This window comes from Mycobacterium sp. 48b (genome assembly GCF_048282725.1).
Taxonomy (GTDB): domain Bacteria; phylum Actinomycetota; class Actinomycetes; order Mycobacteriales; family Mycobacteriaceae; genus Mycobacterium.
Map to the genome: position 1 here is coordinate 1,208,577 of NZ_JBLVUL010000001.1, position 15,140 is coordinate 1,223,716.

General features: G+C 65.1%; 15 protein-coding genes and 1 pseudogene. 10 read left to right on the forward strand and 6 right to left on the reverse strand.

Annotated features, from left to right (window positions below; all coding sequences use genetic code 11):
- From ACNQR1_RS05735 to ACNQR1_RS05750, 4 genes are read left to right on the forward strand one after another with little or no spacing between them, the layout of a single operon-like run.
- Complete coding sequence (locus ACNQR1_RS05735; RefSeq protein ID WP_418044633.1) at positions 1–972, forward strand: ABC transporter substrate-binding protein; 972 nt, start codon at positions 1–3, stop codon at positions 970–972.
- Positions 972–1,988 (forward strand): FecCD family ABC transporter permease, encoded by a 1,017-nt coding sequence (locus ACNQR1_RS05740; RefSeq protein WP_418044634.1) that lies wholly within the window; start codon positions 972–974, stop codon positions 1,986–1,988. The genes ACNQR1_RS05735 and ACNQR1_RS05740 overlap by 1 nt, the downstream gene beginning before the upstream one ends.
- On the forward strand, positions 1,985–2,767 hold the full coding sequence (locus ACNQR1_RS05745) for an ABC transporter ATP-binding protein (protein WP_418044635.1): 783 nt from the start codon (positions 1,985–1,987) through the stop codon (positions 2,765–2,767). Before ACNQR1_RS05740 ends, ACNQR1_RS05745 begins: the two co-directional genes overlap by 4 nt.
- On the forward strand, positions 2,764–3,429 hold the full coding sequence (locus tag ACNQR1_RS05750) for a (2Fe-2S)-binding protein (RefSeq protein ID WP_418044636.1): 666 nt from the start codon (positions 2,764–2,766) through the stop codon (positions 3,427–3,429). Before ACNQR1_RS05745 ends, ACNQR1_RS05750 begins: the two co-directional genes overlap by 4 nt.
- Here ACNQR1_RS05750 and ACNQR1_RS05755 read toward each other — a convergent pair.
- Together ACNQR1_RS05755 and ACNQR1_RS05760 are read right to left on the reverse strand one after the other, a co-directional pair.
- Positions 3,426–4,139 carry a TIGR03943 family putative permease subunit gene (locus tag ACNQR1_RS05755; RefSeq protein WP_418044637.1) on the reverse strand — a complete coding sequence of 238 codons (714 nt, stop codon included), beginning with the start codon at positions 4,137–4,139 and terminating at the stop codon, positions 3,426–3,428. The genes ACNQR1_RS05750 and ACNQR1_RS05755 overlap by 4 nt on opposite strands.
- Positions 4,136–5,095, reverse strand: coding sequence for a permease (locus ACNQR1_RS05760; protein WP_418050286.1), 960 nt, complete (start codon positions 5,093–5,095; stop codon positions 4,136–4,138). The genes ACNQR1_RS05755 and ACNQR1_RS05760 overlap by 4 nt, the downstream gene beginning before the upstream one ends.
- 147 nt (positions 5,096–5,242) lie before the next feature.
- Here ACNQR1_RS05760 and ACNQR1_RS05765 point away from each other — a divergent pair, with 147 nt between their 5' ends.
- Positions 5,243–5,527 carry a DUF1490 family protein gene (locus ACNQR1_RS05765; RefSeq protein ID WP_070943901.1) on the forward strand — a complete coding sequence of 95 codons (285 nt, stop codon included), beginning with the start codon at positions 5,243–5,245 and terminating at the stop codon, positions 5,525–5,527.
- 44 nt (positions 5,528–5,571) lie between these two features.
- Positions 5,572–7,719 (forward strand): heavy metal translocating P-type ATPase, encoded by a 2,148-nt coding sequence (locus ACNQR1_RS05770; RefSeq protein ID WP_418044638.1) that lies wholly within the window; start codon positions 5,572–5,574, stop codon positions 7,717–7,719.
- On the opposite strand, the gene ACNQR1_RS05775 is transcribed toward ACNQR1_RS05770, so the two are convergent.
- The gene (locus tag ACNQR1_RS05775) at positions 7,675–8,055 is read right to left on the reverse strand and encodes a hypothetical protein (RefSeq protein ID WP_418044639.1); all 381 of its coding nucleotides are present in this window, start codon (positions 8,053–8,055) and stop codon (positions 7,675–7,677) included. The two genes, ACNQR1_RS05770 and ACNQR1_RS05775, sit on opposite strands and share 45 nt — an antisense overlap.
- Positions 8,056–8,183: 128 nt before the next feature.
- On the opposite strand from ACNQR1_RS05775, the gene ACNQR1_RS05780 reads away from it, so the two are divergent.
- The 3 genes and pseudogenes from ACNQR1_RS05780 to ACNQR1_RS05790 all read left to right on the forward strand — a co-directional run.
- On the forward strand, positions 8,184–9,044 hold the full coding sequence (locus ACNQR1_RS05780; RefSeq protein ID WP_418044640.1) for a mycofactocin-coupled SDR family oxidoreductase: 861 nt from the start codon (positions 8,184–8,186) through the stop codon (positions 9,042–9,044).
- A gap of 15 nt (positions 9,045–9,059) precedes the next feature.
- Positions 9,060–9,947 carry a metal-dependent hydrolase gene (locus tag ACNQR1_RS05785; protein ID WP_418044641.1) on the forward strand — a complete coding sequence of 296 codons (888 nt, stop codon included), beginning with the start codon at positions 9,060–9,062 and terminating at the stop codon, positions 9,945–9,947.
- Between the two features lie 35 nt (positions 9,948–9,982).
- Positions 9,983–10,741: pseudogene (locus ACNQR1_RS05790) on the forward strand (class I SAM-dependent methyltransferase); the annotation flags it as partial.
- Between the two features lie 16 nt (positions 10,742–10,757).
- On the opposite strand, the gene ACNQR1_RS05795 reads toward ACNQR1_RS05790, so the two are convergent.
- Positions 10,758–11,312 (reverse strand): hypothetical protein, encoded by a 555-nt coding sequence (locus tag ACNQR1_RS05795; RefSeq protein WP_418044642.1) that lies wholly within the window; start codon positions 11,310–11,312, stop codon positions 10,758–10,760.
- A 141-nt stretch (positions 11,313–11,453) separates the two neighbouring features.
- On the reverse strand, positions 11,454–13,319 hold the full coding sequence (locus tag ACNQR1_RS05800) for a hypothetical protein (protein ID WP_418044643.1): 1,866 nt from the start codon (positions 13,317–13,319) through the stop codon (positions 11,454–11,456).
- Between the two features lie 556 nt (positions 13,320–13,875).
- On the opposite strand from ACNQR1_RS05800, the gene ACNQR1_RS05805 reads away from it, so the two are divergent.
- Entirely contained in the window at positions 13,876–14,250 is a 375-nt protein-coding gene (locus tag ACNQR1_RS05805; RefSeq protein ID WP_418044644.1) for a hypothetical protein, read from the forward strand.
- Positions 14,251–14,710: 460 nt separating this feature from the next.
- Here the strand turns inward: ACNQR1_RS05805 and ACNQR1_RS05810 are convergent, their stop codons facing one another.
- Positions 14,711–15,115, reverse strand: a complete 405-nt coding sequence (locus ACNQR1_RS05810) for a GlcG/HbpS family heme-binding protein (protein ID WP_418044645.1) — start codon at positions 15,113–15,115, stop codon at positions 14,711–14,713.
- Positions 15,116–15,140 lie beyond the last annotated feature (25 nt).

A 15,140-nucleotide genomic window follows, 5' to 3' on the forward strand; every position in this document is an offset into this window, starting at 1 on the left:
ATGGCTGCTCGTTGGCTGATCGCCGGACTGGCGTCGGCGCTGCTGGTCTCGGGGTGTGCCTCGACCGCTGCGCCTCCCGCCGAGAACGGCGCCGCACCGGGATTCCCGGTCACCGTGGACAACTGCGGCGTCAGCACCATCTATGACCGGCCCCCGGCCCGTGCGGTCGCGCTCAATCAGCATGCGATCGAGACGCTGCTGGCGCTGGGCCTGGAGCGTTCGATGGTCGGCACGTCCTACCTCGACGACCGGATCCTGCCCGAATATCAGGCTGCCTACGACAGCGTTCCCGTCCTGGCCAAGGAATACCCGTCGTACGAGTCGCTGCTGGCCGTCGAACCCGATTTCGTCTACGGCGGCTGGGACAGCGCGTTCGACGAGAAGGAGGGCCGCGGCAGGCAACGGCTGACCGATGCCGGGGTCCACACCTACCTCAACATCGAGGACTGCCGGTCCGGGCCCGTCACCATGTCCGCGGTGGACGACGAAATACGCAACATCGGAACGATATTCGGTGTCCGTGACCGGGCCGAGCGGCAGATCGAGACGCTCCGTCACGAGCTGGCACAGACCGATCAGACGCTGCGCGGAGTCCGGCCGGTGCGGGTCGCCGTCTACGACAGCGGTGAGGCGACGGTGTTCACCTCGGGCGGCAAGGGCATCGGAAATCTGATGATCGAGGCCGCCGGCGGCGTCAACGTGTTCGCCGACGTTCCCAAGGTATGGGGCGATGTATCCTTCGAGCAGTTCGCCGAGCGTGCACCCGAGGTGATCGTGATCTACGACTACGGTGACCAGCCGGTCGAGGACAAGAAACGGTTCCTCACCGAACATCCTCTGCTGCAGCATGTTCCGGCAATCGCCGAGAAGCGGTTCGCGGTGTTGCCGCTGTCGTCGGTGGTGGTCGGCGTACGGGTCGGCCGGGCGGTGGACGCCCTGGCCCGCCAGCTGCACCCCGACCGGTTCAGTTGATGCCCTACCGGCTGACCCTTGCCGCACTGGCCGTGCTGCTGCTGACGACGATGACCGCCGGTGTCGCGATCGGCTCGGTGTCCATCGCGCCCGGGCAGGTGTGGGCCATCGTGTTGCACTCGATTCACCCGGGCCTGGTCGAGCAGAGTTGGCCCGCGGTGCGGGAATCCATCGTGCTCGACGCCCGGCTGCCCAGGGTAGTTCTGGGCGCGGTGGTCGGTGCCGGCCTGGCGGCGTGCGGGATGGCCCTGCAGGCCGTGGTGCGCAATCCGCTCGCCGATCCGATGCTGCTCGGGGTTTCCTCGGGAGCATCGGTCGGTGCCGTGGTGATCCTGGTGTTCGGCGCCGGTGCGCTGCAGGTGTTCACGGTGCCGCTGGCGGCCTTCCTCGGAGCCTTCCTCGCCCTCGTCGCGGTGTACTTCCTGGCCCGCTCGGGCGGCCGGATGACGACAGCGCGGTTGATCCTGGCCGGCGTGGCCGTGGCCGAAGTCCTGTCCGCAATCGCCAGTCTGCTCATCGTCACCTCTGACGATCCGCACAAGACCCAGGCGGCGGTGCGGTGGATGCTCGGCGGCCTGGGCGGTGCCACCTGGCGCATGGTCTGGGTGCCGGCCGCGGCGGTACTGGTCGGCATCGTGGTGCTGCTGGCCTTCACCCGATCGCTGAACCTGCTCTATACCGGCGAGGAAGCGGCCGCCTCGCTCGGTCTCGACGTACACCGGTTCCGGGCCGGGATGTTCGTCGTCGTGGCGCTCATGGTCGGGGCCATGGTCGCGGTCAGCGGCACCATCGGGTTCGTCGGGCTGATCATGCCGCACGTGGTGCGCCTGCTGGTCGGCGCCGACCACCGCCTGGCGCTACCGGCCGCGGCCCTATTGGGCGCGGCGTTCCTGGTGCTGTGCGACATCGTGGCCCGCACCGTGGCCGCGCCGGAGGAACTGCCGGTGGGCATTCTGACCGCGCTCGCAGGCGGGCCGTTCTTCCTGTGGCTGATGCGGCGGAAGGCCGTGACGTGACGGCGGCAGTGACCTTCGAGGCGGTCTCGGTGACGGTGCGCGGTACACCGTTGATCGCCGACGTGTCGTTGTCGGTCGCCCCGGGTGAGATGCTGGCCGTCGTGGGACCCAACGGCGCGGGCAAGACCACGCTGCTGCGCACGTTGTACCGGGCGCAGCGGCCGAGCGCCGGACGGGTTCTGGTCGACGGCACAGATGTGTGGAAGCTGCCGGGCAAGCAGGCCGCACGCCGGGTCGCGGCGGTATTGCAGGAAGCCACCGGCGATTTCGAGCTCACCGTGTTCGACGTGGTGGCGATGGGCCGCACCCCGTACAAGCGATCCTTCGAGGCGGACAACGCCGAGGACCGCGAGATCATCGGCGCGGCATTGTCGGCACTGGACATCGCGGAACTGAGCGGGGCCGGCTACGGTCGGCTGTCGGGCGGGCAGAAGCAACGCGTGCTCATCGCCCGCGCGCTCGCCCAGCGCACCGACGTGATCGTGCTCGACGAGCCCACCAACCATCTCGATCTGCGCCACCAGCACGAGGCCCTGCACGTGCTGCGGAAGACCGGTGCGACCGTGATCGCCGCGCTGCACGATCTGAATCTCGCTGCGGCGTACTGCGATCGGATCTGCGTGCTCAACAGGGGGCGGCTGGTCGCCGTCGGCACTCCCGCCGAGGTACTGACCGTCGGCCTGCTGGCCGATGTGTACGAGGTCGACGCCCGCATCACACACGATCCGGAACACGGTGTCCCACGGCTCACGGTGCTGCCGAGGTGGGCGGCGCGGTGAACATTGATGCCGCGCTGTCCGAGACCGCGTCATATGGTGGGTTTTTCGCGATCACCGTGGGTGGGGATCCGGATGGTTGGATCCCGGTAAAGCGCTGCTACGACGACGGCTGTGCCGAACTGGTCGTCGCTACTGCCAACCGAAACCAGACGTCGGATCTGCGTATCGGCGCCTCCCTCGTGCAGTTCAGCCACGCGTCGCGGCTGTGGTCACCCGTACTGGCGACCGCGCTGGGACACGGTGTCATCCCGGATCTGACTGCGCTGCAACGTCGCGACGCCGGGACAGATCTGAGACTTTCGGAACCGCTGGGAATTCCGGTGGATCCCGATCGTCCGCTGGCCGGGCAGTTGTATCGTGCTGTGGTCACCGACCACCTTGAACCCCTGGCGGCGGGCCTGCGGGTCAAGATGGCGCCTCGCCTTCTCTACGGCAACGCTGCGGCTGCGCTGACCGCGGCAGCGGCCGATCTGGCCAGGGCTCGGCCTGAAATACGTGGCGACGTCGTCGAGGTCACCGAATCCTTATTGGCGACAGCTGAACTGGCCGGGACGGGGACCCTGAGCGGCCTCACCTTCCGCCGGCGCAGCTGTTGTCTGTATTACCGGGTGCCCGGCAGATCCAACTGTAGCGACTGTGCACTGACGAGGCCGCGGGGCTAGGCGTAGGGACGCTCAGGTGGATCGGTTCGCACGACGCTGTGGGCGGTCATCGTCGGGATGGTGCTGCGGCTCGAATTACTCTGCCCCGCAGGGATCGTGCCCTCCACCTTGATCCAGGTGTTGTCCGGATAGCCGGCCAGCTGGGCGGCGGCCGGCCCGGAAAGGTGGATGCGGGCGAGTTGAGCGTCGGCGGCGCAACAGACGATCAACACCCGCGCCAGATCCGTGCGGTCACCGTCGCGCATCGTGAATCCGGTGAGGGTGATCGTTCGGTTGTCGAGGGTCCCGGCGCTGTCCTGGGCGACGCGGACCAGCACATCGGGCAGTGAGACCTCGGGTGCCCGGCCATCGGGTAGCGGCGGAAACGGATGGCGCAGCACGTCGGTGGATACCTGGGTGACCGAGGCGGCGTCGGGCCGGATGGCGGGTGGCACGACAAAGCCCAGCAACGCGATGGGGATCAGCAGCAGCCATCCGATCCCGGCCCGGTGTTTGTGGTCATGCGCATCGGCGTGATGGTCGTGGTCGCCACCTCGGCGGATATCCCGCACGATCGCCGCCAAAGCGAGCACGACGAGCAGCACCGCGGTGGCGATCAGATAGGGCAGGAGTGCCGGTTTGACGTAGCGGGTGAATGTTCCGGTGATGGCGATGATCGCGGTGCTGATCCCGATCAGGAGCAGCAATGTGTTCTCGGTCTCCCGGCTCACTGTGGCCCCAGGACGAGCAATCCGACACCGGTGGCCGCGAGGGTGGCGACCACAAATGTGGCAGGGGAGAAACGGATCGCGAACGCCCGGCCGAACATTCCGGCCTGCATCGCGAAGAGTTTGAGATCGACGGCGGGACCGACGACCAAGAACACAAGCCGGGGCAGCAGCGGAAGCATGCTCAGGCTGGCGGCGACGAACGCGTCGGCCTCCGAGCACAGCGACAACACGACGGCGAGGATGGCCATGGTGAGCACCCCGAGCACGAGTTGGCCGGCCAGATGGTCATACACCCAGCTGGGCACGAGCACGCGCAAGGCAGCCGCGGCGGCCGCCCCGATCACCAGATACGAGCTCGCGGACAAGAAGTCGTGCCGAGCCGCCTCGGTGAACACCGCCCACCGCGAGCCCTCGGACTGCGTCGGGTCCGGCAGTCGCCGGGTGATCCAGTCCGGCCGGCCGAACCGGGCCCACGCCGCACCCATGATGAGCGCGGTGAGCAGCGACGCGGCACACCGTGCGGCGACCATCTGCGGGTGGCCAGGGAAGGCGACCGCCGTGGCGACGAGCACAACCGGGTTGATCGCCGGGGCAGCGAGCATGAAGGTCAACGCGGCCGCACCCACGGTGTCGTTTCGGGGCCCCTCACCAAACAACCTGCGCGCCACTGGAACCGAACCGCATTCACAGCCGGGTAGTGCCGCACCTCCGATACCAGCCGCCAGGATCGCGGTGCTGGTGCGCCTGGGCAGCCAGCGGGCCAGTCGGGCCGGTGTGACGAATACCGCGAGCAGTCCGCTGATCACCACTCCGAGGGCCAGAAAAGGCAGCGCTTGCACGAAGACCCCGCAGAACACCGTGGCGGCAGTGCCGACGTCTGGCATGTCCAGAACGAAGGAGTGCATCGCGTCGCCGGCCAGCGCCAGCGCAATGATGCCGACAACCAGCATCTGCATCGAGGTCGGCCGCCACCGGGTTACCGCTTCGCTCGTGGCCACGCCGCCATGATGCCAGCTATCTCTGAGCGTGCGGCTGTGCACCGACCGTCCGCCGGAAAATTTGTTACCCGCGCTAGCGGTGGAAGCAGGGGATAACATGGCCAGATGGTGTGGCATGGCGTGTTGGCAAAGGCGGCGACGACGGTCATCACCGGCGCTGTCGGGGTGGCGGCCTACGAGGGGCTACGCAAAGCGGTCGCAAAGGCTCCGGTACGGGAAGCTGCGGTGACGACGACATCCTGGGCGCTTCGGGGTGCGCGCAAAGCCGAGGAAGGTGCCGAGAGCGCCCGGTTGAAGGTCGCAGATGTGATGGCCGAGGCACGGGAACGGATCGGCGAGGAAGTGCAGCCTCCGGCGGTCGCCGATGGCGGACACAACCACGATCACTGAGCCTCGTGGAAACCGGATCGGTAGTCTCCGACGCTGCGGGCCGAATGCGCGTGCAGGCGCCGTGGTTTCGCGGGGATGCCGTGCGTGCGGTAGCCATCGAGGACGCCGTCGACCAGGTGCCTGGTGTTCGAGCGGTGCATGCCTATCCGCGTACCGCATCGGTCGTGGTTTGGTATTCGCCCAAGCGCTGTGACCGCGCAGCGGTGTTGGCAGCCATCACCGCTGCCGCCGACGTGGCCCGCCACCTGGTTCCCGTCCGCACCCCCCGATCTGCCGACATCCACAACGCCGACGTCGTCCGGATGGTCATCGGCGCAATCGCGTTGGCACTGCTCGGGATTCGGCGGTACGCCTTTACCCGACCCCCGCTGCTCGGACCTACCAGTCGCACCTTCGCCACCGGGGCGACGATAGTCACCGGCTACCCCTTCTTGCGCGGTGCACTGCGGACGCTGGCCGGGAACCGCTCTGCCGGCACCGACGTGCTCGTGTCGGCAGCCACGGTGGCCAGTCTGGTACTCCGCGAGAACGTGGTGGCCCTGACTGTGCTGTGGCTGCTCAACATCGGTGAGTACCTGCAGGACCTCACGTTGCGGCGCACCCGACGGGCGATCGCCAATCTGCTGCAAGGCACCCAGGACACGGTGTGGCTGAAGCTGGCCGACGGAACCGAGGTCGAGGTCGCTGTCGACACCGTGCGGGTCGGCGACCAGGTGGTGGTCCACGAGCAGGTAGCCATCGCCGTTGACGGTGTGGTCAGCGATGGAGAGGCGATCATCGACCAATCGGCGATCACCGGTGAGAATCTTCCGGTGGTTGCCGGCCTCGGTAGCAAGGTCTACGCCGGCTCGGTCGTGGTGCGCGGAAGATTGGTGGTCACGGCCGAGGCGGTCGGGAGTCATACGACGATCGGCCGGATCATCAGCCGGGTGGAAGAGGCGCAACAGGACCGCGCCCCCATCCAGACGATCGGCGAGAATTTCTCGCGACGGTTCGTGCCTGCGTCGTTCCTGTTGTCGGCGGCAACGTTGGTCGTGACCAGGGATGTACGTCGGGCGATGACCATGTTGTTGGTCGCCTGCCCGTGTGCGGTGGGATTGTCGACGCCGACCGCGATCAGCGCGGCGATCGGCAACGGTGCCCGGCGCGGCATCCTGATCAAAGGCGGATCCCACCTGGAACAGGCCGGTCGTGTGGACGCAGTCGTATTCGACAAGACCGGTACCCTCACTGTTGGCCGTCCTGTCGTCACCAATATTGTTGCCTTCCCCAAGGATTGGGAGCCGGAACAGGTCCTGGCCTACGCTGCCAGCTCGGAGATCCATTCTCGCCACCCACTGGCCGAAGCGGTGATCCGTTCGACTCAGGAACGTCACATAGAGATACCGCCGCACGAGGAGTGCGAGGTGCTCGTCGGGCTGGGGATGCGGACCCGAGCTGACGGTCGAACTCTTCTGCTCGGCAGTCCCTCGTTGCTCCGTCAGGAGAAGGTGCGGGTGACCAAGCGGGCCTCGGAGTGGGTGGACAAGCTGCGCAAGCGCGCTGAGACGCCGCTGCTGCTCGCGGTGGACGGCAAGCTGGTCGGTTTGATCAGCCTGCGCGACGAGATCAGACCGGAGGCCGCCGGGGTGCTCAGAGCGCTCAGAGCGGCCGGGGTGCGGCGCATGGTCATGTTGACCGGTGATCATCCGGACGCCGCTGCGGCCGTCGCCGACGAACTCGGCATCACAGAGTGGCGGGCCGAGGTCATGCCAGAGGACAAGCTGGCAGTCGTACTTGAACTGCATGCCGAGGGCAACACCGTGGCCGTCATCGGTGACGGAGTCAACGATGCACCTGCGCTCGCGGCGGCCGACATCGGTATCGCTATGGGGCTCGGCGGCACCGATGTGGCAGTGGAAACTGCTGATGTCGCACTTGCCAGTGACGATCTGCGCCGACTGCTCGATGTGCGGGCGTTGGGCGGGCGCGCGGTGGATGTGATCCAGCAGAACTACGCGATGTCCATCGCCGTGAACGCAATCGGCTTGATAGTCGGTGCCGGCGGTGCACTGTCCCCGGTTCTCGCCGCGGTCCTGCACAACGCCTCATCGGTCGCTGTGGTGGCCAACAGCGCGCGCCTCATCCGGTATGAGCTGGACCAGGGCTCAGTTCCGAGAACTGATCCTGGCGAGGTTCAGGTCGGCGCGTAGCCGTCCGGGTAGATTTTCGCGATCCCATCGGCCGGCTGCGATCCAGTCGCAGGCATCTTGTGCGTCCGCCTCGGTATCGACGGGACCGATCCAGATCACGGCTCCTGTGGGCGCGCGGTGTTTCGAGCAGGGTTGCAGTGCGAGAACCGCACCGCGATCGGAACCTGCTGTCGCACAGGTGAGTCTGCCCAGCAGGCACTGGGTGGTGACCAGAATGCCATGCGGGCATTGGCGGATGACGCCACTGAGTTGCTGCAACAAGAATTGCGGCTCTGCCGAGCACTGCGCACAAAGGGCGACGGTGAATGGTTCGCGGGTGTAGAGCCGGTTGGGCATCGGGGGCCTTCCACGTGGATTGCGCCGGGGACCTTGTTGACAATCATTTTCAACTAGCCGTGTTCACGCTACAGTGCTACCCGCAGCTTGTCGAAAATCATTTTCAATTAGCGCTTGTTAGGAGAATCATGGGCCGACTGACGGGCAAGGTCGCAATCGTGACCGGTGGAGCTCGAGGCCAGGGGCGCAGCCACGCGATCCATATGGCCGACGAGGGCGCCGACATCATCGTGATCGACATCGGCGAAGACATCTCCAGCAACCGGTACCCATTGGCCACTCGGGAGGATCTCGATGAGACGGCCAGGCTGGTCGAGAAGGCCGGCCGCCGCGTCGTCGCCGCACAAGTCGACGTGCGCGACCGGATCGGTTTGAAAAGAGTCGTCGACGATGCCGTAGCTGAACTCGGCGGACTGCACATCGTCGTCGCCAACGCCGGAATCTGCCCGCTGGGCAACGATGTTCCCGTCCAAGGTTTCGTAGACGCGTTCGATGTGGATTTCATCGGAGTGGTCAACGCCGTCCATGTCGCGCTTGCGCATCTGAATGCGTTCGGGTCCATCGTTGTCACCGGTTCGGTTGCCGGCCTGGTGCCGCAAGCAGGCGGTGTCAATGGACAGGGCGGCCTGCAGGGTCCGGGTGGCGATGGGTACGGCCTGGCGAAGAAGATGATTCGGGACTACACCCGGTCGTTGGCGCTCACATTGGGACCGCAGCAGATCCGAATCAATGCGGTGCATCCGACCAATGTCGACACGGACATGTTGCAGAACCCGTCGATGTATCAGACGTTCCGGCCGGACTTGCCCCAGCCGACTCGTGAGGACGCCGAAGTCACCTTTCCGTTCATGCAGGCGATGCCAATTCCTTACATCGAACCCGCCGACATCTCCCACGCCGTGGTGTACCTGGCATCGGACGAGTCGCGTTATGTCACCGGTCAACAACTCTTCGTCGATGCGGGCGCCTCGTTGAAGCTCGGCCTGTAGCTGCGAGGGGTACACATGCACAACGTGCCGTCGGGCGGGCGGCGACCGGCCAGTTCGGTGTCAGTGCGGCGGATCGCGTTCAAGTTCGACCAGGCGCAACTGTCGCGCCGCCACTTTGTCGCCGATGACATCGCGATGAGTCATCTGGTGGCGCTCCTGTCCGGTTTCTTCCCTTCGGGGGAAGAGTTTTTCATCCATTCCGTGCGCCGCTATCGGGAACGGATCGACGATCCTCGGCTGGCCAAACAAGTTGCCGGATTCATCGGGCAGGAGATGACACATGGTTTGCAGCATCGATCGCTGAACGCCGAGCTCATCAGGATGGGCTACTGGGCCACCGGCGGCATCGACCGCCTCGGCGCCAAGTTGGTGAAACAGTTTGAGCGCCAGTGTGATCGATTGCCGGATGTGCTGGCCAGATTTGCGTTGGCCAGCACGGCGGCGGTGGAGCATCTGACCGCGGTGCTCGGCGCCCAGGTCTTGAGCACGCCGTGGGTGCAGCAGCAGCTGACCGACCCGGAGGTTCGCGCCATGCTCAACTGGCACGCGATAGAAGAGATGGAACACAAGGCGGTTGCCTTCGATGTGTATCGGTACGTCGGGGGCACCGAGCGGATGCGTCGTGCCGCCATGACCACTGTGCTGCTGCTGTTCTTGAGTAGAACTGTGGTACTTGCGCTTTCGATCGGATCCGACCGCTGGGCGTGGCGACATCCGAAGCGGGCGTTGGGTAGTGTTGTCGCGTTGCCGGGCCGGCCGTTGTTCGACGGGATCGCGCCTCAGATACGGCAGTATTACGTCATGGATTTCCACCCTGACCACATCGACCACAACGAACTGCTCGACCGTTGGCGAACCGAATATTTCGGCTCCGACGGTGCGCTGCTGGACCATCTGAAGTAGACCACTGGAGTGCAGCTGTGACCAATGCGATCGAAGTTTCCTCACTTTTCCGCTACATCGAAGAACTACACGGTGAGCGCCCGTGGGGCAGTCTGCTCGACGCCGGTACCGGGGTGAAGTCTTTGGAGTGGATCCTGACGCTGCCCACCGAACGCTGGACCGCGGTGACTGCGTCGCACAGTATGGCGGACAATATTCGCGGTGCATTGCATTCACCTCCGCGGCAACAGGATCGGCTGTTGGTCGGAAACTGGGTAAATGACAGTCTGTTGACCGGGGAGGGCTTCGACACCATCCTGGTCGACTATCTGGTCGGCGCGGTCGAAGGGTTCGCACCGTACTGGCAAGACCGTGTGTTCGAGCGCTTGCGTCCCCTGGTGAGGGATAACGGTCGGCTGTACCTCATCGGACTCGAGCCTTATGTACCACATGAGCCGGAAACCGAAGGTGGAAGGATTATTTGGGAGATCGGCAGGGTGCGCGACGCATGCTTGCTGCTGGCCGGTGAGCGGCCCTACCGCGAGTATCCGATGGACTGGATCATGCGCAAACTCGGACAGTCCGGGTTCCGGATGCAGGAGGCGCGCCAGTTCCCGATCCGCTATCGGGCCCGATTTGTCAACGGCCAGCTCGATATGTGTCTGGCTCGGCTGCAACGCTTTGCTTCCAAAGAGGTTGCCGCGAGCATGCGAAGCTACGTCGAAGATCTCCGGGCTCGGGCATTGCAGTTTGCCGAGGCCCATGACGGGATTCGCCATGGGCACGACTACGTGATCGCCGCAGAGCCAATGTGATTCTGTCGCAGCTGGTCTACTGACCACCACACTTTTCGGCAATGACCGAGCTGAGGCGTTCCGCGGAGCGCAACCGGTCAGCCTGCGCTGGTTCAGTCGTCGGAACTCCTGAGATCGCGATCGCACCGATATCCATCAGGGTTTCGGCGAATTCGGTGGCTGGCTCACGAAGTTCGGAAGGCACGGCCGTGTCGATCTGGGACATCAGGTACTCGCCACCTCCGAAGAGCGCCAGGCGGGCGTTGGCCGCAACCGCCAAACCTCCGGCAACGTCATTGGGGCCACCCGGCGCGCTGGCATTGGTGTTGAGCGAGACTCCACGACGCACCGTTGAAAAGGCGGAACAGGCCTTCTGCTTGGCTGCGGTGCTCGTTGCGTCATCGGCTGCCGGCGGTCCGGCCGCTTCGGAAGCCGTGGGTCGAAATACGGTCCACGCGGACAAGGCCAAAGCTCCGGCAGCCAGGATCAAGGCCACCACAGCGATGTTGATTCGTTTCGGGAGTTGTGCGGTCGCGGGCTCGGGCTGCGTCGAGACCTCGGTTCCCTCGTCCTTGACGTCTGATTCATTCATAATTGTCGTACGGCTCTCTTCCACGGCTAGATACGCGGGACTGTAATCTCGATTCCGGGGTGCACGAGTGCACGCGGGCGCCGACCGGGGAGAGGCCGACGCCCGCGCTGGAAAAACTAGTACCTCACAACAGCTTTGGAATCAGTATTTGGAGCTGCTGGCAGCCTTCTTGCGTTCGGACTTGCTGCTTGCACTGTCAGCCTTCTTGGGTTCGCTTGCGCTGGTAGCTCCGGCTACTTTCTTGGGTCCGCTTGCGCTGATGGCGCTGCTGGCGGGCTTCTTGCGTTCGGGCCGGCTGGTGGTGCTGGTGGCCTTCTTGCTTTCGGACCCGCTGGTGGAACCGGCAGCTGCGCTGGAGTGGTCGTGGTCGTGGTCGTCGCCACCGCCGTGATCATGGTCGTGATCGTGGCTGTGCGGGAACACGCCATCGCGACCGTGCGTGCCCGGTGCGCCGGGTGTGGAGTGCTGCCCGTCGATGCCCAAAGCGGTTCCGCCGGCACCTCCTTCGCCGCCGAAGCTGGTGATCAGACCGTGGCCCCCTGGACCGCCGGTCCCGCCGGTGGCGTGCCCCTCCGGTGCCTCGGCAGCTCCTCCGTCTCCGCCGATTCCGCCGGCCCCGTGAATGGGCGAGTCTCCGCCCTTGCCGCCGTGTCCGGCGACGGCGTCACCGTGGTAGGAAGCCGCGCCACTGCCGTTGCCGCCGGAACCACCGTCGCCGTACCAGGAAGCGCCGCCGTCTCCACCCTTGCCACCGGTGGTCAGTCCGACGCCGACGGCGCCGGGTACTCCGGAGCCGTCGATCTCGCCCTGATACGCACCTCCCGCATGGCCGCCGTTGCCCGCGTTGCCGATTACGGTCCCTCCGCCGTTGCCGCCGTCGCCACTGGTCGCGGACGCGCCAGTGGAGTGCTCGTGGTCGTGGTCATGGTCATGATCAGCGGCGGAAACGTGGTCGTGCTCGTGGTCATGGCTGTGAACGATGTCGGCGACGCCGCCGAGGCCGCCGTCCCCGGCGTTGCCGATGACAGCGCTGCCTCCGTCGCCTCCTCTGCCGCCGACCGCTTGGACGGTCACCTGTTCGCCATCGACTACGACGGTGCTACCGCCCGTTGCCGCACTGCCGCCGAACCCGCCGAACCCGGCGTTTCCGAACAGACCGGCGTTGCCGCCTGTCCCGCCGGCGCCGCCGTTGACCATGCCGAGTGCGCTCACGGCCCATCCACCATGGCCACCGTCTCCGCCGGTACCGGACAGGAATCCGCTGTTGCCGCCGTCACCGCCGGCGCCGCCGACGACGTGCGCGTCAGGGTCGTCATCGCTGCTGGCGCCGATTCCACCGAACCCGCCGTCCCCGCCGTCCCCGATTCCGAACTGGGCGTTGCCGCCATCGGCGCCGTTGGAAGCGGCGAAGAATGTCGCCCCATCGTGATCGTGATCGTGCTGGTTTGGCTGCCATTGTCCGGTTTCTGCGTTCTTGACGTAGTAGCCGGCATCGAGGCCGTTGCCGCCGCTGCCGCCGTTGCCACCGAACAGGCCGCCGTTGCCGCCGGACGTGGCCGCAACGACGGTGCCGTCGGCAGTGATGTAGGCAGCTGTTCCGTCGAGGCCGTTGCCGATCAGCCAGCCACCCTTGCCCACCATGCCGAAGGTTTGGCTGGCGTCCATGTTCAACACCGAGTTCACCAACGCGGACGAATCGAACGTGACCAAGCCCATCCCGGACGGGATACTCGTTGCCGAGGCGCTGAACAGTGATGCGTCACCGGCTTTTCCGCTGTTGCTCTCTGCCAGTTGTGGGAACAACAACGGTGACTGCCAGCTGCTTCCGACGAGCTGGGTCGTGCCGTCCGCCAGCGGCTCTTCTCCGGACGTCAGGGTATAGGCAATGGAATAGGACGCGGCGGTGCGCTCGTTCAGCGACAGCAGCTCGGTCTGGTCGGAACCGGGCTGAGCCAGCAAGATGGCAGCGGTTCCGGCCATGGCGACTCCACCCAGCATGAATGGCATGACCGGCCACCTGCGACCCGCTCGACTTGCCACCCTCGCATCGACCACATCCTTGGAATACTCAGACATTTGCGTGGTTTCCTCGCTTCGAGTTTGGTACAGCACTTGGCCCCCCAGCGGTGCGAACGTAACAGCACGCACAAAGAATTCACAGCAGATCTTCAGTTTCTTTTGGGTCCCCGTTGCGATTCGTCGACAGATGAAAACTGTTGGCATGCAACAGTTTGCATGCTTCAGTGGGTGCGAACGGTGGCTGGTGAGCCATGTCGAAACGACTATGAGACCTGATAGATGCGGGTGCAGCCATTCGCAGAATCGGCATCAGGTACCGGATCTCGGACCGGCTTGGGGCCTAGGTCGTCCTAGGTGTCATTCCGGTTGTGTGATTGAAAACACCATTCGACAGGGATTGATTGAGCGCGCGACCGGCCACAGGTTGCGGTATTCGACTACATGAATATTGCACTACCCGAATATATTTCGGGATCCGGCATCGCCGGCCGCGTCGCGGACGTACGGGAGCATCGGTACCACGCTGGGCCATGACGACCCCCGGGTGTCGCTGGCCGAAATGTTCATCGACGAGGGCGCCGAGTTCGAACGTCCCGAACGGTTTGCCTTGATCGACGCCATAACCGACCAGATGAAGATCGTTCAGCTGCCACAGGGAGTGAGTCACTCGTTCCGGTCGCCGGCCCGCGGTGCGCAGGCCGAGGCGATCGCCGTCAGTCGTCCACCATCATTGATGCCGTGGTGTGGGCGACTGTTTCATCCGCCAACCACTCCCAGCCTGAGCAGTCCGGAAGCGATCGTCTCGATCGCACCGACATCGCGCACGGAAGGATCCATCGCGGTGCCTGGCAGGATGATCCAGCGACGCTCCCGCACCGCGGTCAATTGCCTGGCAACGGGATTGGTTCGAGGAAGTTGATCTGGAGATCTCCGGCCAGTACTGCCTGCCGTCCTCGAAGGCGTTATCCGCTCCGACGGCATCGGTGATGACGCCAAGGGCTCCGCAGCAACCGGCGATGGGTGGCGTTTTGGTGGCTGCATACGCCACATCGGCCTCGGGCCGTGGGCCTGCACGCCATTGGTCGCTGCACCCACCCGCGCTCTCATCTGCGAAATCAGCTGATCGCCTCGTTCCTACACGCCGAATATCGTTGCGCTGTCATTGATCTCACTGTATAGATCAGGGATGGTGAGTGCGCGCTCGCACATCTCGGTTGGCGCCTCACGCTCGCTGGGTGACTGATAGGTCGTGACGCCTACATCCGTGAACCTCTTGCGGGGCCCATTCCCTCGTCGGTGAACGACCAGTTGAAGGTTGCGTAGACGAAGTCCGGGATCAGCCGGTCGATGGCGCTGTCCATGGCGCCATCTTGCTGCAGTCAGGCCAAGACTGTAAGCCCCGCTTCGGCGACGTGCTGATCCTGATCGCCTGACCCGCCGCTCACCCCCAGGCCACCGACTACTTCTCCGTTCTTCGTCAGGGGGATGCCACCGGCGAAGATCACCACTCGGCCCCCATTTGTCGCGTCGATACCGTGGAACTGTTGTCCAGGCTGGGCATTGTCGGCGAGGTCCTTGGTCTGGATATTGAAGGCGCGAGATGTCCACGCCTTGTTGATGGATATGTCCACGCTGCCGATCCATGCACCGTCTTGGCGGGCATGGGCGATGAGGTTCCCGCCGGCGTCGACAACCGCGATATTCATCGGTTGGCCGATTTCGTCAGCGCGCTTCTCCGCGGCGGCAATGATCGATCGTGCTTCATTCAGGCTGAGGGTGGACATAGAGCCTTCCGGTGTGTTGGTGGAT

Coding starts and splice junctions, on each gene's coding strand:
- ACNQR1_RS05735 (WP_418044633.1), top strand. CDS start 1: ATGGCTGCTCGTTGGCTGATCGCCGGACTGGCGTCGGCGCTGCTGGTC.
- ACNQR1_RS05740 (WP_418044634.1), top strand. CDS start 972: ATGCCCTACCGGCTGACCCTTGCCGCACTGGCCGTGCTGCTGCTGACG.
- ACNQR1_RS05760 (WP_418050286.1), bottom strand. CDS start 5,095: ATGCAGATGCTGGTTGTCGGCATCATTGCGCTGGCGCTGGCCGGCGAC.
- ACNQR1_RS05765 (WP_070943901.1), top strand. CDS start 5,243: ATGGTGTGGCATGGCGTGTTGGCAAAGGCGGCGACGACGGTCATCACC.
- ACNQR1_RS05770 (WP_418044638.1), top strand. CDS start 5,572: ATGCGCGTGCAGGCGCCGTGGTTTCGCGGGGATGCCGTGCGTGCGGTA.
- ACNQR1_RS05775 (WP_418044639.1), bottom strand. CDS start 8,055: ATGCCCAACCGGCTCTACACCCGCGAACCATTCACCGTCGCCCTTTGT.
- ACNQR1_RS05780 (WP_418044640.1), top strand. CDS start 8,184: ATGGGCCGACTGACGGGCAAGGTCGCAATCGTGACCGGTGGAGCTCGA.
- ACNQR1_RS05785 (WP_418044641.1), top strand. CDS start 9,060: ATGCACAACGTGCCGTCGGGCGGGCGGCGACCGGCCAGTTCGGTGTCA.
- ACNQR1_RS05795 (WP_418044642.1), bottom strand. CDS start 11,312: ATGAATGAATCAGACGTCAAGGACGAGGGAACCGAGGTCTCGACGCAG.
- ACNQR1_RS05800 (WP_418044643.1), bottom strand. CDS start 13,319: ATGCCATTCATGCTGGGTGGAGTCGCCATGGCCGGAACCGCTGCCATC.
- ACNQR1_RS05810 (WP_418044645.1), bottom strand. CDS start 15,115: ATGTCCACCCTCAGCCTGAATGAAGCACGATCGATCATTGCCGCCGCG.